The organism is Rheinheimera riviphila, assembly GCF_004005945.1.
Classification (GTDB): domain Bacteria; phylum Pseudomonadota; class Gammaproteobacteria; order Enterobacterales; family Alteromonadaceae; genus Pararheinheimera; species Pararheinheimera riviphila.
In genome coordinates, this window is the sequence record NZ_SACS01000014.1 from 17,182 (window position 1) to 42,555 (window position 25,374).

The 25,374-nt window shown below is 48.6% G+C and carries 18 protein-coding genes; 9 read left to right on the top strand and 9 right to left on the bottom strand.

Features of this window, described 5'->3' with window-relative positions:
- Window positions 1-13: 13 nt before the first annotated feature.
- The 4 genes from gltB to yfcC form a co-directional block, all read right to left on the bottom strand.
- Complete coding sequence (gltB, locus tag EOE67_RS13080; RefSeq protein WP_127699614.1) at window positions 14-4,480, bottom strand: glutamate synthase large subunit; 4,467 nt, start codon at window positions 4,478-4,480, stop codon at window positions 14-16.
- A gap of 603 nt (window positions 4,481-5,083) precedes the next feature.
- Entirely contained in the window at window positions 5,084-6,010 is a 927-nt protein-coding gene (gene folE2 / locus EOE67_RS13085; RefSeq protein WP_127699616.1) for a GTP cyclohydrolase FolE2, read from the bottom strand.
- Window positions 6,011-6,327: 317 nt separating this feature from the next.
- Window positions 6,328-7,530, bottom strand: a complete 1,203-nt coding sequence (gene iadA, locus EOE67_RS13090; RefSeq protein WP_127699618.1) for a beta-aspartyl-peptidase — start codon at window positions 7,528-7,530, stop codon at window positions 6,328-6,330.
- 10 nt (window positions 7,531-7,540) lie between these two features.
- On the bottom strand, window positions 7,541-9,022 hold the full coding sequence (gene yfcC, locus EOE67_RS13095; protein WP_127699621.1) for a putative basic amino acid antiporter YfcC: 1,482 nt from the start codon (window positions 9,020-9,022) through the stop codon (window positions 7,541-7,543).
- A 488-nt stretch (window positions 9,023-9,510) separates the two neighbouring features.
- On the opposite strand from yfcC, the gene EOE67_RS13100 reads away from it, so the two are divergent.
- Window positions 9,511-11,247, top strand: coding sequence for a cyanophycinase (locus EOE67_RS13100; RefSeq protein WP_127699623.1), 1,737 nt, complete (start codon window positions 9,511-9,513; stop codon window positions 11,245-11,247).
- A 32-nt stretch (window positions 11,248-11,279) separates the two neighbouring features.
- On the top strand, window positions 11,280-13,577 hold the full coding sequence (locus EOE67_RS13105; protein ID WP_240652809.1) for an ATP-binding protein: 2,298 nt from the start codon (window positions 11,280-11,282) through the stop codon (window positions 13,575-13,577).
- A 169-nt stretch (window positions 13,578-13,746) separates the two neighbouring features.
- On the opposite strand, the gene arcA is transcribed toward EOE67_RS13105, so the two are convergent.
- Both arcA and EOE67_RS13115 read right to left on the bottom strand, forming a co-directional pair.
- Window positions 13,747-14,454, bottom strand: a complete 708-nt coding sequence (gene arcA, locus EOE67_RS13110) for a two-component system response regulator ArcA (protein WP_068059620.1) — start codon at window positions 14,452-14,454, stop codon at window positions 13,747-13,749.
- A gap of 198 nt (window positions 14,455-14,652) precedes the next feature.
- Complete coding sequence (locus EOE67_RS13115) at window positions 14,653-16,290, bottom strand: sensor histidine kinase (protein WP_127699625.1); 1,638 nt, start codon at window positions 16,288-16,290, stop codon at window positions 14,653-14,655.
- A gap of 220 nt (window positions 16,291-16,510) precedes the next feature.
- Between EOE67_RS13115 and EOE67_RS13120 the strand changes: the two genes are divergently transcribed.
- Window positions 16,511-16,903: a DUF3293 domain-containing protein gene (locus tag EOE67_RS13120; RefSeq protein ID WP_127699627.1), complete on the top strand. Its 393-nt coding sequence runs from the start codon at window positions 16,511-16,513 to the stop codon at window positions 16,901-16,903.
- Between the two features lie 74 nt (window positions 16,904-16,977).
- On the opposite strand, the gene EOE67_RS13125 is transcribed toward EOE67_RS13120, so the two are convergent.
- Complete coding sequence (locus EOE67_RS13125; RefSeq protein ID WP_127699629.1) at window positions 16,978-18,000, bottom strand: class I SAM-dependent methyltransferase; 1,023 nt, start codon at window positions 17,998-18,000, stop codon at window positions 16,978-16,980.
- Window positions 18,000-18,737 carry a tRNA (guanosine(46)-N7)-methyltransferase TrmB gene (gene trmB, locus EOE67_RS13130; protein ID WP_127699631.1) on the bottom strand — a complete coding sequence of 246 codons (738 nt, stop codon included), beginning with the start codon at window positions 18,735-18,737 and terminating at the stop codon, window positions 18,000-18,002. The genes EOE67_RS13125 and trmB overlap by 1 nt, the downstream gene beginning before the upstream one ends.
- 132 nt (window positions 18,738-18,869) lie before the next feature.
- On the opposite strand from trmB, the gene mutY reads away from it, so the two are divergent.
- From mutY to rlmM, 6 genes are all read left to right on the top strand, one after another.
- Window positions 18,870-19,910, top strand: a complete 1,041-nt coding sequence (gene mutY, locus EOE67_RS13135) for an A/G-specific adenine glycosylase (RefSeq protein WP_127699634.1) — start codon at window positions 18,870-18,872, stop codon at window positions 19,908-19,910.
- 108 nt (window positions 19,911-20,018) lie between these two features.
- On the top strand, window positions 20,019-20,297 hold the full coding sequence (locus tag EOE67_RS13140; RefSeq protein ID WP_127699636.1) for an oxidative damage protection protein: 279 nt from the start codon (window positions 20,019-20,021) through the stop codon (window positions 20,295-20,297).
- Between the two features lie 29 nt (window positions 20,298-20,326).
- Window positions 20,327-21,262, top strand: a complete 936-nt coding sequence (locus tag EOE67_RS13145) for a transcriptional regulator GcvA (protein WP_127699638.1) — start codon at window positions 20,327-20,329, stop codon at window positions 21,260-21,262.
- 8 nt (window positions 21,263-21,270) lie between these two features.
- Window positions 21,271-21,939, top strand: coding sequence for an alpha/beta fold hydrolase (locus EOE67_RS13150; protein ID WP_240652810.1), 669 nt, complete (start codon window positions 21,271-21,273; stop codon window positions 21,937-21,939).
- Between the two features lie 73 nt (window positions 21,940-22,012).
- Window positions 22,013-22,387 (top strand): hypothetical protein, encoded by a 375-nt coding sequence (locus tag EOE67_RS13155; RefSeq protein ID WP_240652811.1) that lies wholly within the window; start codon window positions 22,013-22,015, stop codon window positions 22,385-22,387.
- A 2-nt stretch (window positions 22,388-22,389) separates the two neighbouring features.
- A complete protein-coding gene (gene rlmM, locus EOE67_RS13160) occupies window positions 22,390-23,460 on the top strand; it encodes a 23S rRNA (cytidine(2498)-2'-O)-methyltransferase RlmM (protein ID WP_127699642.1) in 1,071 nt (356 codons plus the stop codon).
- 127 nt (window positions 23,461-23,587) lie between these two features.
- On the opposite strand, the gene EOE67_RS13165 is transcribed toward rlmM, so the two are convergent.
- Entirely contained in the window at window positions 23,588-25,291 is a 1,704-nt protein-coding gene (locus EOE67_RS13165; RefSeq protein ID WP_240652812.1) for a M28 family metallopeptidase, read from the bottom strand.
- Window positions 25,292-25,374: the final 83 nt, after the last annotated feature.

Here is a 25,374-nt window from a genome sequence, read left to right on the forward strand (position 1 = left end):
TAATTCCTCCCCCTTACATCGCCTGAACCCGCAGCTCAGCAGAGGAGCGTGCGCGGTGGCCCAATAACGTATTGACGTCACTGGTTTTTGGTTTAATCAACTTGAACTGCGCTAAACAACTCTGGAACGACGACAATAATTTGTGCGCGCGCTCTGAGCCGGTTGCTTCAAAATGCTGATGGATGAGGCTACGCAGATGCTCTTGTAAGATCGGCGTGCTGACATCCAGGCATTCCACCAGTTCCGGGTTGACCCGAAGGGCTAAATCCTGATGTTCATCAAATAAATAAGCGAAACCACCTGTCATCCCGGCACCGAAGTTGACACCGGTTTGACCCAGCACCACCACCACACCTCCGGTCATATATTCGCAGCAGTTGTCGCCGGTACCTTCAATCACCGCAATAGCGCCGGAGTTTCGCACGGCAAAACGCTCACCAGCCCGGCCTGCAGCGTAAAAACGCCCGCCCGTTGCGCCATACAGGCAAGTGTTACCAACAATAGTGGCGTTATCTTTGGCGAAGCTAACACCTTTGGGTGGATAGACCGCAAGTTGTCCGCCGGTCATGCCTTTGCCGACATAATCGTTGGCATCGCCTTGCAGCGACATATGCAAACCACCAGCGTTCCAGACACCAAAGCTCTGGCCTGCAGTCCCCACAAATTGCACTTCAATTGGCTCGGTCGCCATGCCTTGATTGCCATGGTGCCGGGCAATTAAGCCGGACAAGGCTGCGCCAACTGAGCGATCGGTATTGCGGATTGGCAAACTTAAGCGGCCGCCGGTTTTACATTTCACCATGTCAAAACACTTGGCGACCATTTGCTGATTCAGCGGACCAGAATCAAATGGATCGTTGTTTTGTACGCAGTGCAGCGATTGTTCAGACTTCACACCACAAGCTTGCAGAATTGGCGATAAATCCAATTTCACCTGCCGCGCAGTCTGGCCCTGACGCTGCACCAGTAAATCGGTGCGGCCAATCAAATCAGTTATTTCTTTGACGCCCATTTCAGCGAGTAACTGCCTAACTTCAAAGGCTAAGAACTTAAAGTAGTTCATCACCATTTCTGGCAGGCCATTAAAGTGGTCGCGGCGTAGCGTTGCATCTTGCGTGGCGACGCCAGTAGCACAGTTGTTTAAGTGGCAAATCCGTAGGAATTTACAGCCCAGAGCCACCATCGGGCCGGTGCCAAAACCAAAGCTTTCAGCGCCTAAAATGGCCGCTTTCACTACGTCCAGACCGGTTTTTAAGCCGCCATCGACTTGCAGCCGGACACGGTCACGTAAACCGTTTTCAACCAAAGCCTGATGCACTTCAGCTAAACCCAATTCCCAAGGCGAACCCGCGTATTTCACTGAAGTGAGTGGACTTGCGCCCGTACCACCGTCGTAACCGGAAATGGTGATGAGATCCGCGTAAGCTTTGGCCACGCCAGTAGCGATAGTGCCAACACCTGGCTCTGCCACTAATTTCACTGAAATTAACGCCTGTGGATTGACTTGTTTTAAGTCAAAAATCAGCTGCGATAAATCTTCAATTGAATAAATATCATGATGCGGCGGTGGTGAAATTAACGTCACACCCGGCACCGAATAACGCAAACGAGCAATTTCCGCCGTGACTTTTTCACCCGGTAGCTGACCACCTTCGCCAGGCTTCGCGCCTTGTGCTACTTTGATTTGAATGACTTCAGCATTAACTAAATAATGCGGGGTCACGCCAAAACGGCCAGAAGCCACTTGCTTAATTTTGCTGTTTTTCTCAGTGCCAAAACGGCGTGGATCTTCACCACCTTCACCGGAATTCGAACGTCCGCCCAAGCGGTTCATTGCAATGGCTAACGCTTCATGCGCTTCCGGGCTTAAAGCACCAATCGACATCGCTGCGCTGTCAAAACGTGGGAACAGCTGTTCAGCTGGCGCTACTTCATCCAGTGCGATAGGCGTCACATGATTAGTGACCACGGTTAATAAATCGCGGATATGGGCAACAGGGCGCTGATTGACAAAATCTGAGTAGACTTTGTAATCCTCGTACAGGCCACTTTTCACCGCTTTTTGTAAGCTTTGCACCACATCCGGGTTGTAAGCATGGTATTCACCGTCGTGAACGTATTTGAGTAAACCACCGTGATTCAACGGCTTACGCTTGAGCCACGCCATATTGGCGCGTTGTTGCACGTCTTGCTGGAAATCTTCAAAATCAGCGCCGCTTAAGCGCGAAGGTACATCCGGGAAACACAGTTTCATCACGTTCTGATTCACGCCAACGGCTTCAAACAGGTTCGAGCAGCGATAGCTGGCGACTGTTGAAATGCCCATTTTTGACATGATTTTATACAGGCCTTTGTTGATGCCTTTGCGATAGTTAGTGACTGCTTCACGCGCCGTGATATTGAGCGATCCTTTCTCGCACAGCTGCTCAACCGTTTCATAAGCTAAAAACGGGTAAATACCGGTCGCGCCAAGGCCGACTAATACCGCAAAGTGGTGCGGGTCACGCGCGGTGGCAGTTTCAATCACAATATTTGAGTCACAACGTAATTGCGCGTCGACTAATGCATGATGCACAGCACCAACCGCCATCGCCGCCGGAATAGGAATAAGCTCTGGTGCAATCCGGCGGTCGGTTAAAATCACCAGCACCACTTTTTCTTCCCGTACTGCCGTGGTGACTTCTTGCGCCACGCGGCGGACCGCTTGCTCCAGCGTTTCATCGTTTGGATTGTAATTCAGGCTAAAAATCTGGTGACGGTAGTATTTTTCATCAGCAGTTTTTAACTGTTTTAAGTCGGAATACATCATCACCGGCGATTCAAACTGGATCCGGCGGGCATAACCGGCAGTTTCGGAAAACACGTTATGCTCACGGCCAATGCTGGTCGCCAGTGACATCACGTGTGCTTCACGCAGTGGATCAATCGGCGGGTTGGTAACCTGCGCAAATTGCTGCCGGAAATAATCGTAGAAAGTGCGGGGTTTGCGCGATAGCACCGCCATTGGCGTATCATCACCCATCGAACCCACAGCTTCCTGACCGTCTTTGGCAAGGACGGTAATGACTTGTTCAATCTCTTCATAGCTGTAGTTAAACAGCTTGTGGTAGACCATCATTTCATCGTCGGTGAAGACGCGCTTGCCAATCAGGTCGACTTCAAATTTTTCGTAAGGCACTAACCGCTGTACGTTTTGTGTGAGCCACTGCCGATAGGGGTGACGGGCGCGTAAATCCTGATCGATCTGCTCTGAGCGCCAGATCTTGCCGGTTTGTGTATCAACTGCCAGCATCTCGCCCGGCCCCACGCGGCCTTTTTCCTGCACTTCATCAGGTGTGTAATCCCAGATGCCGACTTCTGACGCCAGCGTGATTAATTTATCTTTGGTAATAACAAACCGGGCAGGGCGCAAACCGTTACGATCCAGGTTACAGGCCACATGCTGACCATTGGTCAGTACAATACCGGCCGGACCATCCCATGGTTCCATATGCATCGAGTTAAATTCGTAGAAGGCTTTGAGGTCATCATCCATCACCTTATTGCCTTGCCACGCTGGCGGCACCAGCAGACGCATGGCGCGGAATAAATCCATACCACCGGCTAAGAACAGTTCCAGCATATTGTCGAGTGAACTCGAATCGGAACCTTTTTGGCCAACAAAAGGTGCGGCGTTTTGCATATCCGGCAATAACGGTGAGGCAAATTTGTACTGGCGCGCGCGTGCCCATTGGCGGTTACCGGTAATGGTATTAATTTCGCCGTTATGCGCAAGGAAACGAAATGGCTGCGCCAATGCCCAGCGCGGCATGGTGTTGGTTGAAAACCGTTGGTGGAACACGCAAATGGCGGTTTCCATCCGGATATCGGCTAAGTCCAGATAAAAACCCGGTAAATCGGCCGGCATCATCAGGCCTTTAAATACCGTGACTAAACTGGAGAAACTTGGGATGTAAAAATCTTCGTCGTTGACGATTTGTTTTTCAATGCGGCGGCGCACCATATAGAGACGGCGCTCTAAATCGTGATCGCCCCAGCCAGGCTGTGCGCTGACAAATGCCTGCAATACTTTAGGCATTGAGCTTAAGGCGATAGGCCCGAGCACGGATGGGTCCACCGGCACTTCGCGCCAGCCGACTAAAGTTAAGGTTTCGCGGGCAATTTCTGCTTCGGCGATTTGTTTGGCAAATTCGGCTTTGACCGGATCCTGGCTGAAGAAGAAGATCCCCACACCATATTTTTTGCCTAATACCCAGCCGTTTTCTTCGGCAATAGCACGAAAAAAACTATCTGGTTTTTGCATCAGCAAACCACAACCGTCACCGGTTTTACCGTCTGCTGAAATCCCACCCCGATGTTGCATCCGATCTAAACCGCTGATAGCAGTCCGGACGATGCGATGGCTGGCGGTGCCTTCTAAATGCGCAATCAAGCCAAAGCCACAGTTTTCTCTGGCCTGACTGTGGTGATACAACCCCATGAAAATACCCTCCAACCTGTCCTGCAATAAAAAATACCCGTCGTCCTTCAAGCTGCAGCTTTGTTGGCCGTTTCACTCGCCCCAATCACATAGGACAACTATGTTCATGGGGACTCGCTCAACTGCCGCCGCGCTGCAACTCGAATGACTTAGGGTATTAACCCGTCGTCCTTCAAGCTGCAGCCTTAAATGATTTCGGTATAAATATGTAAAATTTATGAATTATTATTCTAATTTTTAGTTTTTTTACGTTTGAAAGAAAATAACGGTAATACTTTCAAGGGTCAAGGGTTGTTAGTGTTTTTACTCTAGAGTGGTCGGCGCGTCGTTTAGACGTCTAAACATAAAGACCTGAGTTAGATATACCGATAAATCGACAAAAATGCAAGCTGACTTTTGGTGAATAACCCGCCAGTCGTCGCCTGTAGCTGATCCGATGAGTTTTGTAATAAAATTACAGCTTTAGCCGGGAAAGGGCGGATTTAATGAAAAAAAGCCAACAAAAAAGCTGCCGAAGCAGCTTTTTTTAGTTGGGTTACCACGAAGGTTATGCGTTAGTTATGCGCTAATGAACTTCGGCAGAATCAGCGGTTTTCGCTAAATTCAGGCACGATAGCCGTTCGGTAAACCTTTCACCGTCACCGCGACTGCGTCATGCGCATGCAGTGATTCGTAATGGTTAACGCGCAGCCAGAAGTCATCAAATTCAGTGAGCTGGTTCAGCGTATATTTCACGCGGCGGGCAGCATCTTCACAGAACATCAGATTTTGGCCATTTAAGCGGGCAAATTCCTGTTCGTCAGCGCGTTTTACGGCGGCTTGTACCGGCGTTTTTAACGAGTCTTCAATCGCATCAATCAGCGCCACAATCGGGAAGTCGGTCAGTTTGTGATTGAGCTTCACTTTAATTTCAGCGACTGAACGCTGGCTGTGTGGTGTTGCCACGATGCCTTGAGTTGTCCCCAACCAGTCGACGACCAATTCACTGCTGATGTGCTGCTGACCGGCAAATTTCGCGGTAAAAGCTTCCTGGATCAGCTGCCGCGCTAAAGCTGCGGAGCAAGGGCAGGTCGATGAATAAGGCACTTTCACGGCCAGTTCGACTGATAATTCTTTATCAACCACCTGACCAGTGACCGTGACCGGATAAGCTTTCCAGCCTTGTTTTTCAGTGATCAGCGCTTTGCGGCGTAAATGCAGGTCAAAATCGAATTTAACAAAGGCCTGATCGCTTAAATCTTCATGGCTGCTGATAAAACCGTCCAGCAACTCGCAGAGACTGGCATGGCTTAAGCTGGACTCACGGGATAAATCGTCCAGCAATAAATACAGCCTGGACATATGAATGCCTTTGGCTTTTGGATCTTTTAAGTTCACAAAAGCTTCAACATGCGCACTAACCTGACGTGGCGCTTCACCGGCAATGGCCAGCATCAGTGGCACTTCAATATTGCTCATTCCAACCCAGTCCAGTACCCCTTCGGTGGTGGCACTAGAGTGATTGGCTACATCTGGCATCGCTGTCGGCATGAATTCTCCAAGTCCGTCGATTGCAAAAAAGTTCAGCGCAGCGGGCGGTTAGATTCAGGGCGCAAAGGCCAGAACAAAGTGCCACAACTGCTGGATAGCCGAAAAAGGGCTGCATTTTACCGCAGTTCACAAATTTGTCTTATGAAAAATTTGCGATGAGGTCATCCATTTTTTCGAGTGATCGCTTTCAAAAGCAAAATACCCGATTAAAACACTCGGGTATTCTACTCTGTCAGTTTACGGGGTGACAAGCAAAGCGGATCAATTGCCGAAGGCGCCTTCGCTGCCATTGTGGCAATTCGTATTGCTGCAGACTGTTACCGGTTGTTATGTTCGAAAGTACCAAACACCACTGCTTTGCCGGATTTCACCAGCAGTTTGCCTTTGGCGAACACGCTGTCGATTTGCAGATTGTGTTTATTAATCAATACAATATCGGCATCTTTATCCAGCGCGATACGGCCTTTGTGACCAAGCCCTAACACATTCGCCGGTGACGACGTAATAGCGGCGATGGCATGAGGCAGAGTCACCTGATAGTCCATGACAGCGCTTCTGGCACTTTGATACAAAGAGCTGACTTTGCCAACTTCCAGGCCCAGCAACTGACCTGTGCTGCTGAAAATAGGTAAACTGGCATTACCATCCGAGCTTAGCGTCAGCTGCGACACTGGAATTCCTTTGGCTAAAGCTTGTGCCAACGCCTGAGCCGCGGCCACTTCGCCATGTTGTAAATCGTACGTTGTGGTGCTGGTGGTAAAATCAATTACCCCACCAGCTTCTGCAAATCGCAACCCGGCAGCAAAGACTGCCTGATTGCGATTGATATGGGTTGGGTAAAACTGGCGCACTTGCAATTCAGTACCAGCCACCGCGTGATGGAGTGGATCCAGCAATGAAGCACCAGCACCCACATGCACACTGACAATACCGGCTTTCCCCGCGAGCATACCGCCAACTCTGGCCTGTGCCGCCACCTTTCGAAGCTCATCCAGGGTTGGTTGCGACGAGCGATGATCGCTGATGGCAATTTCACCGACGCCGATAAACTTGTCGATGATGATTAGATCATCGGTGATTGAACCCAATAAAGTGCGGCAGGGCACCTGATAAGAACCGGTATAACAATAGGTCGTGATGCCTTCGCTCTCCAACGCATGGGCTTTGGCCAGCAGATTGGTTAAAGTACGGGTGGTCGCGTCAGTTCCTAACACGCCAATCGCAGTGGTGACACCGCCCAGTGTGGCATCGGTTAACTGCATTTCCGGTGTGCGTGAAGCAAAACCACCTTCGCCGCCACCACCAATAAAGTGCACCAGCGAATCGACAAAACCAGGCGTCAGATAAAATCCTGTTGCATCAATGATTTCGATCGGCAGATCGCTGTTGCTGGCGCTAAGTTGGCTGTTTAGACCGCAACCAATAGCAACAATTTTATTGGCTGCCACCAATACGTCCTGCACGCCCAAATCTTCGGGTGCCAGCACATGTGCATGTTTAAATAGTTTAATCGCTGTCATGCCAGGCTCCTTATTGGTAGTCAATGGCGACAGCGAACAACATCGCTGAACTTGCCAATACAAACAGCCATAACTGCAGTTTCCAGGCAAATTTTGCCCACAACATCCAGTCGACCCGCACTACACCTAAACAACCAATTAATGAGGCTGAAGTTGGGATAATACAATTGGTTAAGCCATCACCAAGCTGAAAGGCCAGTACCGCAATCTGCCGCGACACGCCGACTAAGTCCGACAGTGGCGCCACCAATGGCATGGTCAAAGCCGCCTGGCCTGAACCTGAAGTCACGAAAAAATTAAAAATCGATTGGAAAATCAACATAAACCAGGCGGAAAGGTAGGTCGGCACACCTTCAAAACTATTGCCTGCCGCATTCAGCAGCGTGTTGAGGATTGAAGGTTGGGTTGGATCGTCACCACCGAGCAGCAACACAATGCCTTTGGCCATGCCAACAATCAACGCCGCCGGCAACAGCTCCGCAGCGCCTTGTTTAAAGGCATCGGCTGCACCATTCATGGTCATCCGTTTGCCAACAATAGCGACAATGGCCGTTGCGATACCAAGCGCAAAAAACTGAGTGGCGATTTCCGGAATATAATAACCCCGTGCCACCACACCCCAGATCACCCAGCCAATACCCGCGACAAACAAACTCAGGATCACGGCGTCCACCAGCTCAAAAGTGCCTTGTTGTTGCGCTTGCTGCTGGCCGCGCAATTTTTGATCGGTGGCAAAGCTGACAGATAACTGCGGATTTGCTTTGATTTTATTGGCATATTTCAAGGTAAAAATAATGCCAAATAAGGTAAAAATTGCCCACAAAACCATTCGGTATCCCGAGCCAGACATCAGCGGGACACCGGCAACACCTTGGGCAATGGCCACACTAAAAGGGTTCATCCAGCTGGTAGCAAAACCAATTTGGGTGGCGACATAGGTCACCAGCACAGTGCTGATAGCGTCATAACCCAACGCCAACATTAATGGCAGCAACACAATACAAAACGCAATGGCTTCTTCGCCCATACCAAATACTGCACCACCCAGGGAAAACAAGGTGAACATCAGCGGAATAAACACAAACTGCATATGCTGGGTGCGTTTGATCAACGCCAAAATACCGTTATTGACCGCACCACTGTGCATAATGATGCCGAAGGCACCACCGGTCAGCAGAATAAAGGCAATCACGCCAACAGCGGCGCCCATTTTGTCGCCTGAGACCATGCCCTCGAAGGCATAATTCAGAAAACCAGTTTCGCCTTGTTCAGCAAACAGCTTGACGCCTTGATCGGCATTTTCACTGTAATGAAAACTCTGCGGGTCAATCCGTGGTTTTTGCAGTTCGCCTGCGGCATTGGTTTCTGCGGGCAATAAGTCAAAACTGCCGGCTGGAACCATATATGAAGATACTGCAGCGAGCAGCATTACAAAAAACAAAATTACAAAAGCATCAGGCATGGATACCGGGTTTTTATCAGCGGCAGACATAGTTACAACCTGTATTTAATGAACAAAGTAAGCGGGGAGCAGACTCCGCCGCGGGCATGGAACTCTGATACAAAGAACTGCACGCAGGACTGTGGCTCAGCATTTCATCAGAATTGAATTTGGGGTGGGGTTCTGTTGACAGAAACCGCCGTTACAACTTGCGTTGCAAGGCAGTTTCTACTCGTTAAACCACTCCGAAAGGTAGAATGACGAGTAGTGATATGAATCCAGACGGTGGGCTTTTTTTAACATACCAGTGCAGTTTCGCCGAATCACTCTATTTTGTTGTACCGGTAGAATTACTTCTAATTGGCAAATATGTCAATACAAGTTAATCTAGCACCCTCGTTTTCAGCGCGACCTGATGTCAACTACATAACAAGAAAGAGACTATGAAATTAGCCCATTTCCACTTGCCACTGTTGCTTTTGATGTTACCTATCGGGTCCGCCCTCGCGGCCGAAACGAAAAAATTTCCAACATATTCAATGGTTTTAATGGGGGGCGGTTTATCAATTTGCTCGTCAACCCAGGAATCTGCTTGTGTTTCGACCCCACAATGGCCGGACGAAGCTAAAAAAGCCGAACTGTACCTGATCCAACCACATTATATTACCAACATTAGCAACGCCGAAGATTGGCCGGCTGATCGCAAGCCCTTGTTGCGTCAGGTTACCGCGATGTTGCAACATTTACAGTCCAAGCTGGCGGACACGCCGGTAACCCAACGTGAGTTGAGCCGGTTATGGCGCAGCAGCGAAGTGGAAGTTAACGGCAGTTGGGTCTCTGGTCGTGAGCTTTACAGCAGCCTGAGCGGTGCTGAGTTGAACTTCATTTTTGATCAACTCGAAATTGCGGTGAAAAAATCTTCGCTGACAAAAAACCGGGTTGAGGAACAAGTGTCCGCGCAGCTGAGCAAAGACCAGTTTTCATTGGGGTTATATCAGCAATTTGTTGATCTGGCCCGCGAAGTGAATGCCAACAAAAAACCAGTCAAAAAGGCACCACATATTGTGGTGCTGACCGCTTCTGGCCGTGACCCTTATGCGGCTGTCGATTTTTACCAGTCCTTATTCGAGCAATTAGGGGCAACGGTCAGCTGGCTGCCGGTGAACGCTGCATATCAGGCCGCTTTACGTGACAGTGCTGGTGCAGAAGCCGGTTGCAATAACTTTCCGCACCATTTAACCAAAGAACAAGGCAGTTTTCAGCGCGCCCGGGTTTATCCGGATTTAGCGACAAAGCAAAAAGAATTTTGTCTGAAGGGCTCTGACAATGCCGTCAGACTCATTGGTAAGGCTGATGCGATCTTTATCAATGGCGGTGATCAAAGTCTGACCTACAAAGCGTTAAAGCAACCTGATGGTACAGATACGCCGGAACTTGCCAAAATTCGTGTGATGCTGGAGCGCGGTAAGCTGATTTTAGCTGGCACCAGTGCCGGAACAGCAGTGTTATCTGGTGGCAGTTACCTGGGTCAGCAAACGGTGATGATTAGTAACGGTCAAAGTGCTCAGGCTCTTTATCAAGGCGCTTTGGCACAGCCAGCGCCGGCGGACGGCTGTGAAAACGATCGCAGTTGTGGTGAAGGTGTTGATGAAAAAAGCCTGACTTATCAGGCAAGTGGTTTGAATTTATTCCCTTGGGGCGTGCTGGATACGCATTTTTCCGAACGTGGCCGGCAGGGGCGGTTGTTGACTTTAGTGGCGCAAACTCAGGCTAGTTTCGGTTTTGGCGTGGATGAAGCAACCGGATTGCTGGTTGGCTTTGACGACAAAAATCCATCCTTGGTGCGTTTCCATGTTAAAGGAAACAACGGTGTTTATCTGGCAGAGCGTAGCGCCAACAGTCAATTTAAACCGTCAAAACTGACGGAAATGACCAGTCATTATTTTACCAACGGCGATAGTTTTAGCTTGCAACAAGGTCAGCTGATTGCCAATTTCGCCGACTGGAAATATGCCCCAAATACCAGCAACCGGCCTTTGCTGAACTCAGGCAATGTATTTAGCTCAGACAATTACCGGCAGTTGGCGCAACTGTTATGTGGTACCCAAAGCCGTGATGCGACGGGGCAATTTGATGTTGCCGGACGGGAGTATAAGCTGAAGTTACATCGCCCGGCCGAAGCGGCCAGCCGGACGGGTCAGTATGCTGTCGGTAATGTACATAAATCTTATTGTTCTTATCGCAATGTGTTGGTATCGGTTGAACCAGCGCTGTAAATGCTCGTCGAGCTGACAAGAGGGGCGGGGCTTTGAGCCAATATCCGGTTCATCCTTTGGTACGTCGTTTAGCTGCCGTTCTCAAGCTGTGGGGCTGGTTGCAACTTGCCAGCCTGATGATTTTATTCTTGATGCTCAGTAGCGGTTTGCTGGCGTTAGCGGTCAGTTTAATCCTGTACAACCAGGTACATTGGCACATGGTTGCCATCGCGCTGATGGTTGCCGCTGTTGCCGCACCGGTGTTTGTCGCTATTTTGCTGTATCTGGTCCGTCACCTTGATGCCGCCTTGTTTTATCTAAAAGATTCCGCTCGGCAGGAAACCTTACTCAATGAAAACCTGCAGGAAAATATCCGTCAACTGAACTTTGAAATTGAAGAGCGTAAAAAAGCTTTTCAGGCCAAACGCCGGGCAATTGACGAACTTCGCAAAGAAATTTCCGAACGTAAAAAGACCCAAATCGAATTGGAAGAACAAAGTTTGTTGATGAAGTCGATCGTCGACAGCTCGCCCGATTTATTCTATTACCGCGATGAAACCGGCCGTTTTGCCAGCTGCAATAAAATGTTTGAGCAGTTAATTGGTAAAACTTCAGCTGAACTGATTGGCCACTACCCATCAGAAATTTATTCGCCGGATGTAGCGCCGGCTGCCATCCTGACTGATCACGAAGTGTCGGTAAATCAGGCCGAACTCACGCTGGACGTCGAATACACCACACCGCAAGGGCAGGTGATGTGGTTTGAAATGCGTAAAGTGCCGTTTTTTGACCGGCAAAGCCGTTATATCGGTTTGCTTGGCTTTGGCCGTGATATCACTTCACGGAAATTGGCTGAGCAAGCGTTGGAACGCGCTTATCAGGACAAAGGCAAGTTTATTGCGACTTTAAGCCACGAGCTGCGTACACCACTGAACGGTATTGTTGGTTTGACCCGCCGCTTGCTGCAAACGGGCCTAACCGATGAGCAGCGTAGCTGGTCCAATACCATCTTCAGCAGCGCCGAAACCTTGGGCAACATTTTTAATGACATTATCGATTTAGATAAAATCGACCGGCAGGATTTAGATATTGCCTGCCAAAGTGTTGATCTGGCGCAGTTTATCGGTGATATCGCCAATTTCGCCGAGCTGATTTGTCAGCAAAAAGGCCTGCAATTTAAATTGCAACAGGTTGGCGATTTTCAGGTATTTGCCAAGCTGGACCCAACAAGGGTGCGCCAGGTGTTGTGGAATCTTTTAAACAACGCCGTGAAATTCACGGCTAAAGGTACGGTCAGCCTGTACTGCGAGTTTGTGGCAGACGCTGAGCCTTGTAACTTAATTTTTATGGTCAGCGACACCGGTATTGGTATTGCGCCGCAAGAGCAAACCCGGATTTTTGATATGTACTACAAATCCAGTGATGGCCGCCGGTTAAGCATTGTCGGCTCTGGCATTGGTTTGTCAGTATCCAAAGCGCTAACCGAAGCGATGGGCGGGCAGATCAGCTTACAAAGCCAGCTCAATCAAGGCAGTAGTTTTAGTGTGCATTTACCGACTGAACTGATGGCAGAGCCGGTGCAGGTGGCTGCGGTCTCTTGTCCGAGCTTGACCATTCTGTTGGTCGAAGATGTGCCGCTCAATGCCGAAATCGCCAGTAATCTGCTGGAGCAACGCGGCCATTTGGTGATCCATGCCGAAACCGGTGAAGACGCCCTGGCGCTGCTCGAAACCGAAGATGACATCGATTTAGTACTGCTGGATATGCAATTGCCCGATATGACCGGTGATCAGATAGCGCGGTTTATGAAAGAAGAACCCCATCTGGCGCAAATTCCGATCGTGGTGCTGAGCGCCAATGTGCGAAAAGCTGAGCAGCAACTAGCGGGTATTCAGATTGCTGGATCGCTGGCTAAACCAATTAATACCACTAATCTGGATCAGGTGCTGGCGCAGTTGTTTTCGCCCAGTATGGTGCGCTCAGTACAAACCGTGGTGACAACACCACAGGACACTGTGCTCGATATCAACACCTTACAGGACTATTTACAGTCGCTTGGCAAAAACTCGGTCAAACGCAGCATTCAGCTATTCCAGCAAGTCTTGCCAGGCTACATCAATAAAATGCTGGAAACGGCAACGCAGCAGGATTTAACGGAATTTCAGGAAGCAGCCCACAAGCTCAAAGGCGCAGCATCGTCGGTAGGATTGTTATGGGTGCAACAGCAAGCGAAACAGTTAGAGCAGGAAGAGCAGCCAAACTGGCAGAGTATTGAACGGCAGCTGATTGAATTTCACTTAACAATAGAGCGGCACCTGGCCGCTCTACATGAATACGTCGAACAATATTAGTACCCGGTGTACTTGAAGCTACAGCATCAACTAATTAGGTATATAGCCAAAATCATTGGCGATGCAGGTAGGCGACGAGCGAGTGAGACCCCAGGAGCATAGCTGTACTATGTGACTGGGGCGAACGACCGAAGACAACAACCCTGCATCGGCAAGGATGACGGCTATATTACTTTTCTAATTTGCCGACAAAGCGATAACCTTCACCATGAATGGTGCTGATTAATTCCGGGCTATCCACATCAGATTCAAAATGTTTGCGGATGCGGCGGATGGTGACATCTACGGTCCGGTCGTTTGGACGTAAATCACGGCCAGTCATATGACGGATTAATTGCTCACGGGTAAAGATTTTGCCCGGAGTATCCAGCATCAGACGCAGCGCGCGGTATTCACCTTTTGGCAGACGGCGTGACACACCTTTTGGTGACGTCAGGTTGCGGCTGTTTTCATCCAAAGTCCAACCGTTAAACTTAACGATGCTCTTATGCTCTTCAACCACCGGCTGTGACACAGTACGGCTTAACAGGTTGCGGGCACGGATCGTCAGTTCACGTGGATTAAATGGTTTGGTCAGGTAGTCATCAGCACCAATTTCCAGACCCAGAATACGATCGACTTCACTGTCACGACCGGTCAGGAATATCAGACCGATGTTCTCTTTCTGGCGTAACTCCCGCGCCAGAATTAAGCCGTTTTTCCCTGGCAGGTTAATGTCCATTACAATCAGATTGACTGCGTTGTCGGTCAGTTTCTGATGCATTTCTTCACCATTAACAGCTTCCAGCACGTCATAACCTTCACCCTGAAACAGGCTGACCAGGTTTAAACGTGTTACTTCTTCGTCTTCTACGATCAATATTACAGGCGTCTGCATGGGAGATGAACCTTATGTAAATTGTGTTGGATTTTTAAACAGGTCGAAAGGGCAAAAATGACAAGTGGTTGTCATTTTTTTTGCAATTATAGCTTTCGGGCCAATTGTTAACAAGTGATTTTGTTAACAATTAGCCGGAGCTAAATTATGGTGGGATTTTTTCGATCTAAATAGTTTATTTTCAATGACTTATAGCGCTTACATGGTTTGTTCGGCTGATGCTTTAATCACCACCGGGAAGTCAAACATAATATCGACGCCATGGCCGAGACTACTTTCCAGAGTGATTTTTCCATTTAACGCCTGGGTCACCAGGTTGTACACCAGGTGCATCCCAAGGCCACTGCCACCTTCACCACGTTTGGTCGTGACAAAGGGGTCGAAGATGCGTTTTTTGATATGTTCCGGCACACCACCACCGTTGTCGGAGTAGTGCACAAAACAGCGGCTGTGCGCAACATGGACCTTAATTTTGATGGTACCGTGATCAGTTTGTTCAAAGGCATGAATAAGGCTATTCATAATTAAATTGATCAGGATTTGATTCACCGGCCCCGGTTTACTATCGATTTCCAGTGTCGGGTCACATTGCAGTTCCACCTGATGCTGGGTTTTCTTGAGGTTCGGCCGCAGCGACAGCAGCACTTCATTCATTAGCTGTAGCATATTGAATTGGCGTCTGTTTTCGTTCGACTGATCTACGGCAACCTGCTTAAAGCTGCGAATTAAGCTGGCCGCGCGTTCCAGATTCCGATAGATGATGCCAAGGTTTTCTTTACTTTCGGCCATAAATTTTGCCAGCTGCGACGAGGTAAGTTTTTTCTCATCAAAGGCGGTTTGAATATCTGCCAGCTTATCCTGCATCAGTGTCGAGGCAGTTACACCCAGGCCAATAGGCGTATTTACTTCATGGGCGACACCGGCCACCATCTGGCCAAGACTGGCCATTTTTTCAGTTTCGACAATCTGATTTTGGTATTGATGCAGCGTTTCCAGCGTGTTCAATAAATCCTGATTAGAGCTTTTTAATGCCAAAGTCCGTTCACTGATTTTTTGCTCCAAGCCCTGGTTCAGCTGGCGGATTTCCAATTCGGCCTGTTGCACCTTATTAAACTGCTGTTCAATCCGATCCAGCATATTATTAATCGCCCGACCGAGCATATGCAGTTCTTCAATATCTGCCGCCGGCGCCCGCACCGAATAACTTTTCTCTTTGGTTACTTTTTGCACAACACTCAGCAATGTTTCAATCGGTTTGGTGAAACGACGTTGTAAACGCACACTGACAAAAAAAGCGCCGATTAACGCAATAATTGCGATTAATAAATCATACAAGATCCTGTTTTGCATGTATTTATTCAATTCATCGAGGCTGGCACGCAGGTAAATGTATCCGATTATTTTACCTTCAAAATCAACAGCTTTGGCAATTTCTATCACATCACCATCAAAATGTGGTTCCAGCAATTCATCGACTTTATCGAACTGACTCGGGTGTGGGCCAACATCACGCCTGTTATAACTGGAAAAAAAGCTCAGCTGATTGGTCTCAGCTGTTAATTTATAAATATGGATGTTGTGCAAAATATCGACAGCAGCGAACGACTTTAACCGACCATCTTCCATCTCGGCATCGTCATATAAAATACTGGCTTTGGAGTTAAAAGCGACAATGTTGGCGTAAGCGTGTAGTTGGTCGACCAGCTTTTTTTTCTGAAAATTGATGTCTTGTAACGATGAAATGGTTAACGAAGCGAACAATGTAATGCTGCAAATCAGCATCACAACCCAGCTCAGAGCGCCTTTTATTGAGGTCGTGCGTAATAAGGGTTTCATGTATCCGGTCACTAAACCTTAATTTACGTCAGATAGTTATAACTTTGATGTTATGCATTTTCAGCAAATTAAGCAAATTAACCAAATTGAGTAAACCAGCCTGACAAATATGTTGCCGCCGGTTATAGTGAGTGTCGGCTGCTGCATGCGGTATCGACAGTGGCCCTGAACCGGCAATTTTTTCCGGTTTTACGCCGACTGTAGCCAACAGGAGCCGATGATGGATCTGTGGGAAAACTATAAAACCAGCGTATTTTTGTGCCATCAATCGCTGGGTGATCAAATCGATTTTGCCATTATCAGTGCGCAAAATCCCAAAGGCGAAATTTACCCGCTGCAACACAATCTGACTTTAAACCACGAATTCGAAACCCATCTCAACGACTTACATCTGCCATATCGCACTTTGATTGGCGCTTCACCTGATTTAACTTTTCAGGAAAAAAGCTTCGCTGTGCTTTGTGATAAAGCCAGTGCTTTGGATATGGCTTTGCAGTTTGAGCAAAATGCGATTTATTGGGTAGAAGCAGGGCAGTTGTTTCTGGTGCCGGCGTTAATGCCGCAGAATGAAGAATATTTGGGACTGTACTGTCAAAGGCAAATCGTGTTGTAAATGGCCATTTACGGTGTTTGCTGGCAACTGGCGGTTCAAGCCGCCGGTTGCCGACATGACTGTGTCGCTATAAGTTAACTTTTCCGGCTCATATAAACCACAAAACCCTGGCGTCTGGCCAGTTCTTTGACATTACCAAAAGTCGTTTTTAACCATTCGGCATAAGGTAAATGGGCGTTGGCAACCAGCGTCAGGCTGCCACCACTTTTCAGTTTTCCCTTGCTGTCATCAATAAACTTTTGCGCCACGCTATAGTCGGTTTTGATCCCGGTATGAAACGGCGGATTGCTGATGATATGGTCAAACAACGGCGTGCCATTTGGCATACCATCTGCGGCCAGCACAGTGGCAGTTTGCTGATTTAGCGCAAAAGTGGCTTTACTGCTGTCAACCGCTAACGCGCTGACGTCTGAGCAATACAGCTTTAATGCTGGCTGTTGCTGCAATAAATAGCTGCCGACAATACCAGCGCCACAGGCAAAATCCAGTACCGTACCCTGATGAATATGTGCCAGATGTTCTAATAAAATCGCGGTACCAATATCTAACTTGCCGTGATTAAACACCCCCGGCAACGAGCAAAACTTGATGCTGCCGTCGGCGGTTTTGGCGCTAAATTGTTGCATCGCGATAGCGGGTTGCGGTTTATCGGCCAGGCCATTGAGTGCAAACCACAGGCAGTGTTTGGCATTGTCGAGCTTATGTGCAGTTAAACCGAGCTTTTCGGCATGACCGGTTAAACTTTTGATGCCACCTTTATTGTCACCCACCAGATAAACTTCTGTTTTGGCACTGATGTTTGCTGTGAGCTGCGACAAACTAAATGACAGCTGCTCTTTACTTTTTGGATAAAAAATAACAACGGTATCAAACACTTCGTCAGTCGTTAGCGAAGCTGCGAAATAACAAGGCGCCTCGGATTGTGCTTGCCAGCTGTTGGCGACGGTTTTGTCAGTGCTATAGCAAAACAGCTGCAGTTCAGGGGCAGCCTGCGCCAGTTCCCGAGCCAAATCGTCGGCCATAGGTTCAACCAGCAGTACTTTGCCAGTTAAGTCGTTGATATTTCTAAGCAGCAGTTGACTCGGTGGGGTCAGCATTAATTTGTCTTCTTAAACATTAAATCCCAAACACCATGACCTAACTTCACGCCACGGTTTTCGAATTTGGTGAGTGGCCGGTTGTCCGGGCGGGGCACATATAAATTGTCGCTGGCCAGATTCTGATAACCCTCTGCGGCGGTCATCACTTCCAGCATATGTTCAGCATAGTTTTCCCAGTCGGTCGCCATATGAAACACCCCGCCGATTTTCAGCTTGCGGCGTAGCACCTGCACAAAATCAGGCTGGACGATACGGCGTTTATGGTGACGGGTTTTGTGCCATGGATCCGGGAAAAACAGTTGGATGGTGGTTAATGAACCATCGGCGATGCTGTCGTTTAGAATTTCGACCGCGTCATGTTCGAATAAGCGGATGTTTTTGACACCTTCAGTTTCGGCTTCACCTAAACAAGCGCCAACACCAGGTTTGTGCACTTCAATGCCGATAAAGTCCAGCTCTGGTGCGGCTTTGGCCATGGCGACAAAAGATTTACCCATGCCAAAACCAATTTCCAGCACCAGATCCGCTTTACGACCAAACACCTGTGCAAAATCATAAGGCTGCGGCTGGTGTTCCAGACCCATGGTCGGCCAGAATAACTCTAAACTGCGCTGCTGGCCCTTGGTCAGCCGACCTTCCCGCAGTACAAAACTGCGAATACGGCGCAGATATTTTGGCTGTTCGGTGGTGTCATCCTGGGCTGAAGTGGCGGTTTTGTTATCTGGTGTGGTCATCTGGACACTCTCTATCGGACATTTTAGCGGCGCACATTATGCGTGGTTACGCCCATCTACTCAACCGACTTTGCATTGGCAGCGCTTAATTGGCGGGTTAGACTGCGCGTTCAAAACGGAGTATTGGCCCCTATGTTGCAGCAGTTGGTAGTAAAAACATTTCAAAGTCAGGTAGTTAACTGGCAAAAGGAGCATGGCCGTCATCAGTTGCCATGGCAGCAAGCCAGTAATCCTTATCGGGTGCTCGTTTCCGAATTGATGCTGCAGCAGACGCAGGTGAGTACCGTTATTCCGTATTTTAATCGCTGGATGTTGTCATTTCCGACCGTTGAAGCTTTGGCAAATGCCACCAATGACCAGGTAATGGCACATTGGCAGGGGCTTGGTTATTACGCCAGAGCCCGTAATCTGCATAAAGCAGCCGTCTATATAAGCGAGCTTGGTGCTTTTCCGGAAAGTCTTGATGACCTATTAAAAGTGCCTGGTGTCGGGCGTTATACCGCAGGCGCCATTATGTCGTTTGCTTATGATGCTTATGGCCCGATCGTCGATGGTAATGTTCGGCGGTTGTATGCAAGGTATTTTGCTATCAGCGGTGTCACCAATAGTTCTGCTGTTGATAAACAGCTGTGGGCATTATCTGAGCAGCTGACACCAACCGAAAATTGCAAAAGCTTTGCCCAGGGCTTGCTGGATTTAGGCGCTACCATCTGCAAACCACGCCAGCCGTTGTGTGAGCAGTGCCCACTGGCGTTGACCTGTCAGGCATTGTTGCAAAACCGGGTTGATGAACTGCCAACACCAAAGCCGAAAAAAATCGTGCCGGTGAAAGATGGGCATTTTATTTGGTTGGCACAAGACGGCCAGGTTTTCCTACAGAAACGACCAGCACCTGGAATTTGGGCCTCGTTGTGGTCGTTGCCGCAAGTTGCAGCTGATGATGCTTTGCTAAAGCAAGCCACCAAACATGGTGAATTTGTACACCAATTTACCCATTACAAGTTAAACGCCACTGTGTGGCAGCTTGATCAAAGCCATTTAGTAAAGCTGCAACAGGTAGAAGAACAGCAACCAAGCAGCTGGTATCACAAAACACAACTGGCCGACGTTGGTTTACCAGCGCCAATCCGCAGTTTTATCGAACAACAACCGGAATTTTCCAAGCCAGACTAGCAGTAACTTCTCACGCCAGACAACGGTTAAGGCACGCCGCAGCAAAATAGATTACAATGCCGCCGTTCCCACCGGCGACCGCCGGGTTAGTTAGCAGGAGATGGACTGATGGCTCGTGAAGTATTTTGTGTTTTTCTGAACAAGCAGGCTCCAGGCCTCGATTTTCAACTTTATCCGGGTGAACTGGGTAAAAAAATCTTCGATAACATCAGCAAAGAAGCCTTTGCCCAGTGGCAAGCCAAACAAACCATGCTGATCAATGAAAAAAAACTCAACATGATGAACCTGGAACATCGCAAATTGCTGGAAGAAAACATGCAGCAGTTTTTGTTTGAAGGCCAGGAAGTCAAAGTTGATGGGTATGTTCCTCCGGCGAACGGCAAATAAATAGCTATAAATGAGTATTAGGATGATCTATGGCCCGCCGGTTACCACCGTTAAATGCGCTTAAAACTTTCGAAACTGCTGCCCGCCATTTGAGTTTTACCAAGGCTGCAGAAGAAATGTATGTAACGCAGGCGGCCATCAGTCATCAGATTAAAGCGCTGGAAGACCATTTAGGTCTGAAGTTGTTTATGCGCAAGAATCGCTCTTTGCTGTTGACCGAGGAAGGTCAGGGTTATTTTCTGGATATTAAAGAGATATTCCTGCACCTGCACGAAGCTACAGAAAAACTGCTGGCGCGTGGTGCCAAAGGTGCGTTAACCGTCAGTTTGCAACCCAGTTTTGCCATTCAATGGCTGGTGCCGCGGTTAAGCCTGTTTAGTGAATTACATCCGGATATTGACGTGCGAATTCGCGCCGTGGATGCCGAAGAAGGCTCGATGAGCGACGATATTGATGTCGCCATTTATTATGGTCGTGGCAACTGGCGTAATTTGCATTCGGATAAACTACACACAGAATATTTGCTGCCGGTCTGTTCGCCGATGCTGCTGAATCGCGCCAAACCGTTAAATGAGCCGGCCGATTTACGTTTTCATACCTTATTACACGACACCACCCGCGACGCCTGGAAAGCCTGGTTTACCAGTCAGGGCTTTAAGCATTTTAATGTCAATCAGGGGCCGATTTTCAGTCACAGCGCCATGGTGTTACAGGCTGCTATTCACGGTCAGGGCGTGGCGCTGGCGCATAACGTATTGGCAAGACCGGACATTAATTCTGGTCGCTTAATTGTCCCGTTTAATCATGTGCTGCAAACCAAAGATGCGCATTATCTGGTGTGTCGCGACAATCAGACCGAGCTTGGCAAAATTGCCGCATTCCGGCAGTGGATGATTGAATTGGTGCAGCGTGAGCAGGAAGATTTTCAAGAGCAGCAATTTAATATTGCACCGGTGACTGATTGAGTACCCAGTTGAGTACAGAGTTGAATTCCGCTGATTTTATTATCGATAAAGCAAACCAGCCGATTGCGCGGTTATTACTGGCGCACGGAGCAGGCGCTTCGATGGCCAGTGACTATCTGCAGCAGCTGGCTCAGCAATTAGCAGCGCAGGGCATTGAAGTCTGGCGTTTTAATTTTGGTTATATGGCAAAAACAGTTGCTGGTAAAAAACAACCCCCTTCAAAAGTTGCTACGCTGTTGCAGGAAATGCTGGCGGTAATAAATGCGATGCCCAATGATTTGCCGATTTTTATGGGTGGAAAATCGATGGGCGGTCGGGTGGCGACTTTGCTGGCGGCTGATAAAACAGCTTTTCCAGTGCAAGTGCAAGGCGTGCTGGCCTTTGGTTATCCGTTTTGCCCACCGGCAAAAAAGGCACTTGGCATCGCACCACGCACCGGGCACTTTTCGGCTTTGCAACGGCCGTTATTGATAGTGCAGGGTGAGCGTGATGCTTTTGGTGGTCCAGAAGATTTGAACAGCAGTGGTTGGCCTTTGGTTGAAATCAGCTGGCTGGACGGTGGCGATCACGATTTAAAAACACTAAAACGCCATCGTCAGACGCAAGCACAATTGCTGGCGCAGGCATCTTTGGTGGCTGGTACTTTTGTGCGGCGGCTCCTGGCTGTCACAAAGTAGCAAATGATGGCAGCAGTCGAAGCGCAATACTCACACTAAATAAGTGAAAATACTATTGAATCAACAAACTTTTTTGAAATTAAGTCTCTGCCTGACAGCCTTGTACGGCGCGATAGTGGTTGGCATGTCTGCTGCCATTTCGCATGTATTTCTGGTGCAGTTTAGCGGAAAAATGTTGGCGTCGTTGCTCAGCAGCACGGCGCTGCTGGCGTTTCAGACGCTGGCGTTATTGGCCTTAGGGCTATATTTAAAAACTCTGACCAGCCCGGGTAAATTGTTACCTTTGGTGGTCGTTGGCTGGCATCTGGGATTGTGGATGTTTGTCTATACGGTGTGGGCGGGGCTTTTTGCGCTGCCCCTGCATTTTGGTCAACTGGCGCCATTGGGCGGTCAGTTGCTGTTAATAAGCTGGCTATTGCTGGCGGTGATTGCCTGGATCAGGAAATAAAGATGAAACAACTAATTTTGTACTGTCGTGCTGGTTTTGAAAAAGAATGCGCGGCGGAAATTCAGGACAAAGCCGGCCAGCATGGCGTGTTTGGTTACTGCAAACTGAAAAATGACAGCGCCTATATGGTGTTTGAAGCTTATGACAGCGAAGCGCTGGCAAAATTCTATCGTGATTTCCCGTTTGAACAGTTGGTGTTTGTTCGCCAGTGGGCATTGGTGATTGGCGATTTAATTGAGTTGCCACCAACAGATCGCGTCAGTGCTGTGGTTGAACTGGCATTGGGTGCTGAACTCAGTCCTTGTGGCGAAATTCGGGTGGAATATCCGGATACCAATGACGGTAAAGAGTTATCGACGCTGGCGCGTAAGTTAACAGTGCCACTGCGCCAAAGCCTGCGTCAGGCTGGGGTGATGCTGGCAAAACAACAATCACGCGCGCCGGTACTGCATTTGTTTTTGTTATCGGGTAAGCAGGCGTATTTAGCGCTGTCGTACCCTGAAAACAGCAGCGAGCTGGAAAACGGTATTCGCCGCTTGAAGTTTCCAAACGACGCGCCAAGTCGCAGCACGCTGAAACTAGAAGAAGCATTTTTACAATTTATCCCACGCGATGAGTGGGAAACCCGGTTAACGTCCGGCATGAACGCCGTCGATTTAGGCGCAAGCCCTGGCGGTTGGACTTATCAGTTGGTGATCCGCTCAATGATGGTGGTGGCGATTGATAACGGTTTGATGGATCAAAAACTAATGGACACCGGCCAGGTGAAACATTTTCAGGTGGATGGTTTTAAATTCCGGCCAGAAAAACGCAACGTGCATTGGTTGGTCTGCGACATGATTGAAAAACCAGACCGGGTCGGCCAGCTCATTTGCGACTGGCTGATTAAAGGCTGGTGTCAGGAAAGTATCTTTAACTTAAAACTGCCGATGAAAAAGCGCTACGAAACCCTGCAGGAAATCCTGGGGCAGATGCAGACGCGTTTTGACGAAGCTGGTCTTGCAGTGAAATTTCAGGCGAAACATCTTTACCACGACCGCGAAGAAGTGACAGTGCATTTGTGTAAAGCCTAAGTTTGCTTAACGTCGCAGAAACAATGACTCTGGCGGCGAGCACTACTAAAACAACAAAGCCAGCATCTGCTGGCTTTGTTTACTCTGAGCTGATCACGTACAAAACAGCATGATCAGACTCACTCAGTTACTTCTGAGTATTAATTTTCAAACCAATAGTCTTGCCAAAAAACGATTCTTTTAACCATTGCGGCCGTTGCTCAGTGTTGGCGATTTCTTCAATAATTGCCATGTTGATATCGGCAAACAGCGCGCCTGAGTCATAGCGGATAGCACCAAAATCTTTCGTCAAACCCGCAACGTCATCTGTTGGCTTGTGGTAATGCTTGGCGAAGAATTTACCCCAAATCTCACCACCTTTTTGTGCTGGATCTTTTGAAGTAAAACCCGTCATCAGAAACACTGCCGGTACGCCTTTTTTCACTAAAGTGTAGTGATCTGAGCGGGTGAAAATTGCCTGCTCTGGCATTGGATCAGCACTTAACTTAATGCCATGTTTCGCCGTCGCGCGACCAACAGTGGCGCCCAGTGTTGAATGGTTGGCGCCAAAGGCCACCATATCGGCGAACGGATACAGTAACACCGGCATATCCAGGTTGACGTTCGCGACCAGTGATTCAATCGGTTTGACCGGATAATGGGCAAAATAGTCAGCACCTAACAGGCCTTTCTCTTCACCGGTTACCGCCACAAACAAAATAGAACGTTTTGGTTTTACTGCAGATTCCGTGTACAAACGGGCTGTTTCTAACAGAATGGCGACACCAGCAGCATTGTCCATCAGACCGTTGTTAATTTTGTCTTTTGAACGTAAGTCGTTGCCAATCCCAATGTGGTCAGAGTGTGCGGTAACCACTACGTATTCGTTTTTAAGGACTGGATCAGAGCCTTCCAGTATCGCAGCAACGTTTTGGCTTTGGATCATGCTGTGGCTGGATTCACGGGTCAGGCTGGCCGAAGTTGGCAGGGCGAAACCTTTTGGCACTTCTTTCTTTTCCAACATCGCATAAATTTGCTCCAGGCTTTGTGGTGCATCGGCGAACAAAGCTTTTGCCGCGTCCATATGCAGGTAGGCTGAAACTTTAATTGCCGGATAATCTTTTTCAGCGACACCGTCTTTGTTGACCCAGCTTAAATCTGGGCTGTTCAGGTACAGCAGGCTATTGGCGTAAGGACGGGTTTTTTCGGCTTCCGGTGTGTGGACCGAGATAATCCCAATGGCGCCACGTTCAACGGCTAAACGAGTTTTTTGTGAGCTTAAATGCGCCGCTTCTTCGCTTGGCAGCTTATGTGGACGTCCCGGCAGCATCACGATGATTTTGCCTTTTACATCAAGGCCGGCGTAATCGTCGATACCAAATTCCGGTGATACCATGCCATAACCAACAAAAACCAATTCAGCTTTCACGTCGACTTTACCGTCGTGGCTGCTGGAGCGGGTAATAAAGTGTTTTGGATAAGGCACCACAGTATCCACGCCCTTGTGGTGCAGCGTCAGACCAGCGCTGTGTTTAACCAGCTGGCCTTTTTTCAAATTCATTTTTTGGAAATAGCCTGGTTGCCCGTTAACGATGTCGCCAGCAGGCTTTAAGCCAAGCTGTTTAAAGTTGGTCGCAATATACTGGCTGGCAATCAAGTGCCCTTGGCTACCGGTATCGCGGCCTTCCAGTGCATCGTCGGCTAAAAAGGTCATGTGGGCTTCAATGCGATTGGCATCGGCGGCAGTTTGGGTACTGGTTGCTGGAGTTACAGCGGTTTGGCTACTAGCACAGGCGCCGAGCACGAACAACGATAGCGCAGATGACAGCGTCATCCAGGGTTTGATTGACATAAATGTTCCAAAAAATTGCGAAATGTTGAGGGGGTTCTGACTGCGGATGGTCAGCTAAAAAACAATTCAGACTACCATGAAAA